The 1,103-nt window shown below is 73.5% G+C and carries 1 protein-coding gene; it reads right to left on the bottom strand.

The genetic code is table 11. The features are described from left to right. On the bottom strand, positions 1-1,103 hold a 1,103-nt coding region (locus ABZV34_RS39865), incomplete at both ends, for a hypothetical protein (protein WP_356288332.1).

Below are 1,103 nucleotides of genomic sequence, written 5' to 3' on the forward strand. Positions count from 1 at the left end.
CGCGCGGACGAGCGCCAGGCCGTGCCCGGCGGCATGCGCGTCACGGGTCGCCTCGCCGAGCAGCGCCTCCGCCTCTTCGTACCGACAGGTCCACAGCAGCGCGGCACCACGTGCCGTGCAGGCCAGGGCACGCCAGGCAGTCAGCGGCAGGGTGCCGGCGACGGCGGCTTCGCCGAGACGGCCGGCGGTCAGCAGCTCCCCCTTGAGACAACAGGCGACGACGTGAGCGACTGCCGCGGCGTCGGACACCGTGCCGCCTTCACCGACCGTCTGCGATCCCGTCTGCCTCAGCCGGGCCACATCCAGCCAGCGCCCGGCCGTTTCCGGGGCGCCTGTCGAGAGTGCCGCCATCGCCGCCACGACGCACAGTCTCGCGTCGGCGGCGACCGTGCGGGGCGGCAGGAGGTCCAGCCACTGCGAGACCTGCGTGCCACGGCCTGCCGAGACCGCCTTCTCCCAGCCGTCGAGGACCGACGCGACGGCCGCGGACCCGGCGCCGCCCAGCGTCCAGTGCCGTACGGCCGCGGTTGTCTCGCCCTGCCGGGAGTACCACTGGGCCGCCGAACGGTGCAGGGATACGACGGTGTCGGACCCCTCGGACCCGAGGACGTCGGACAGCAGCGAGGACAGTCCTCGGTGGCGCCGGTACACCGACGGATCGGCGGCGACGGGCACGAGCAGTTGCACGGTCCGTGCGAGCTCGCGCAGCAGTACGCCCGCCCGGTCCCCGGCCAGGGCCTGGCACGGCCCGGCACTCAACTCGTCGAGCACACTGGTGCGCAGCAGGAACCGGCGCTGTTCGGCGGTGAGCCGATCCAGCACCTCGGTGGCCAGATACTCGGTGACGGCTTGGCCGCCGCGGGCCGGATTCCCTTCCGTGGCGGCCTCGTTCGCCGGGCGGGCGAGGGCACGCCCCATGATGCAGAGCCCCGCGGCCCATCCCTCCGTGGCCTCGTACAGTGAGCGCGAGACGTCCTCCGTCGGAACGGACCCGAGCAGGCCGGTGAGTACGGCCTGTGCTTCCTCAGGGGTGAAGGCCAGTTCGTGCAGGGTGAGTTCGGCGATCAGGCCCCGGGCGCGCAGCGTCGGCAGAGGGCTTCCGG

The organism is Streptomyces sp. NPDC005195, assembly GCF_040608315.1.
Classification (GTDB): Bacteria; Actinomycetota; Actinomycetes; order Streptomycetales; family Streptomycetaceae; genus Streptomyces; species Streptomyces kaempferi.